3 protein-coding genes are annotated in these 1,763 nt (G+C 61.8%); all 3 read left to right on the top strand.

Translation table 11 applies throughout. The features are described 5' to 3' along the window. Window positions 1-383 (top strand): sterol desaturase family protein (locus tag EN879_RS34645; protein WP_164774786.1); only part of this gene is annotated, 383 nt, incomplete at its 5' end. A gap of 102 nt (window positions 384-485) precedes the next feature. Then, window positions 486-1,184: a DUF2161 domain-containing phosphodiesterase gene (locus EN879_RS34640; protein WP_063168008.1), complete on the top strand. Its 699-nt coding sequence runs from the start codon at window positions 486-488 to the stop codon at window positions 1,182-1,184. 56 nt (window positions 1,185-1,240) lie between these two features. Beyond that, complete coding sequence (locus EN879_RS34635) at window positions 1,241-1,648, top strand: DUF930 domain-containing protein (RefSeq protein WP_032808257.1); 408 nt, start codon at window positions 1,241-1,243, stop codon at window positions 1,646-1,648. The last annotated feature ends 115 nt before the right edge of the window (window positions 1,649-1,763 follow it).

The following is a 1,763-nucleotide window of genomic DNA, read 5'->3' as shown; positions in this document are numbered from 1 at the left end:
AGGCAATATCGCTGACGCCGATCTTTTTCCTCGGCTTCTCGGAAGCGTCGATCGCCGTCTTTTCGACTCTCTACCTTGGACATACGCTGCTTGTGCATTCAAACGTGCGGATTCCGTTCGGCCCCTTGAAGTGGCTGATCGCCAGCCCGCAGTTCCATCGCTGGCACCATGCCAACCAGCGCGAAGCCTATGACAAGAACTTCGCCGGGCAGTTGCCTTTCCTCGACGTGCTGTTCGGCACCTACAATCCCACCGGTGACAAGGTGCCGGACAAGTACGGCGTCGACGATCCGATCCCTTCCACCTATTTCGGCCAGATCGGCTATCCGCTCCTGCGCCGCAGGAAGCTGCCGAACCGGGCGGTGCCGAACGCCGAAGCCTGACGGCTGGCCCGGCGTTGCGGTATCCACACCGGTCCCCTTTCGAGCCGCAGGACGCCGAACCACCGGAAGGCTTTTCGCCTCGAATCGGCTAAACCTTGCGCCATGAACGAGACCTCACTCTATGCGCCGGTGAAGCGGTTCCTCGAAAGCCTCGACTTTGTCGTCAAAGGCGAGATCGACGGCTGCGATGTTGTTGCGTTGCGCGAGGGGGAGCCGCCGGTTGTCGTCATCTGCGAGTTGAAGCTGCAGTTCAATCTCGAACTGGTGCTGCAAGGTGTCGATCGTGCGGCGGCCTGTGACGAGGTGTGGCTGGCCGCGCGCATGTCGGCTCGCGGCAAGGGACGCGAAAGCGATGCCAGGTTCCGCAATCTCTGCCGCCGGCTTGGCTTCGGCTTGCTTGGCGTGACCGCGACGGACCGGGTCGAGGTGCTTCTCAGCCCGATCGCGCTGGCGCCGCGCAAAAATGCCCGCCGGCGCTCCCGCCTGGTCGATGAGCACCAGCGCCGTCGCGGCGATCCCGTTGCCGGAGGAGGATCGCGCAATCCGATCATGACCGCCTATCGCCAAAGCGCCCTCGCCTGCGCTGCCGCCATGGTGGATGGCCCCAGGCGGCCGCGAGATCTGAAGGCGGTGACGCCGATCGCGCCCAAGATCCTGCAGCACAATGTCTATGGCTGGTTCGCGCGCGTCGACCGCGGCCTCTACGATCTTACCGATGCCGGCCGTGCCTCTTTGATCCGTTGGCCGCAGGCATCGCACGACGAATCCCGACACGCAATTTTGAACGCAGCAGCCATATGATTGAAGATTCCCGCAGCGTCCGAGGCGGTCCGCTCGGTTGATTTCTCCGACAAAATATGTTGCTTGTCCCGCCCATGAAGAAGCTCTGCATGACCGCCTTGGCGTCAGTGACACTGAGTTTTCCAGCCAGCGCAATGGACAATGCATTGCGCGCCGGACTGATGAAACTCGATCCCCAAACTCGCCTTGAACAGCGTTGCGACGCCGAAGTGCTCGACCGCATCACCCATGACGATCGCAAGTTCAAAGCCGATCGCGTCGTCGCCTACGCCTTTGCCACGCCCGAGATGGGCGCCGATGCAATCAAGAGCCCGGGTGCTGCGTTTCGCAGCAAGGGGCAGTGGTACAGGCTGAAATTCAAGTGCCAGACCGGGCCGGACCATATGGAAGTCTTGCAACTCCGCTACCGGATCGGCGACGAGATTCCGGAAGCCGACTGGGCAAAGTATAATCTCTACGATTGATTGGCGATCGGCCATGGTTTTGCCTGGCTGTCGGCGAGTGCCGCGAGCATTGGATCTGGCTTGACGTAGCGATGCTTCGGTGATGGCGCCACGCGTGATCCCTTGACGCCAAGGG

It is taken from the genome of Mesorhizobium sp. M7A.F.Ca.AU.002.02.1.1, assembly GCF_003998535.1.
Taxonomy (GTDB): Bacteria; Pseudomonadota; Alphaproteobacteria; order Rhizobiales; family Rhizobiaceae; genus Mesorhizobium; species Mesorhizobium ciceri.
The sequence above is the reverse complement of the archived record's forward strand: the minus strand, read 5'-3'. Positions and strand labels throughout refer to the sequence as shown.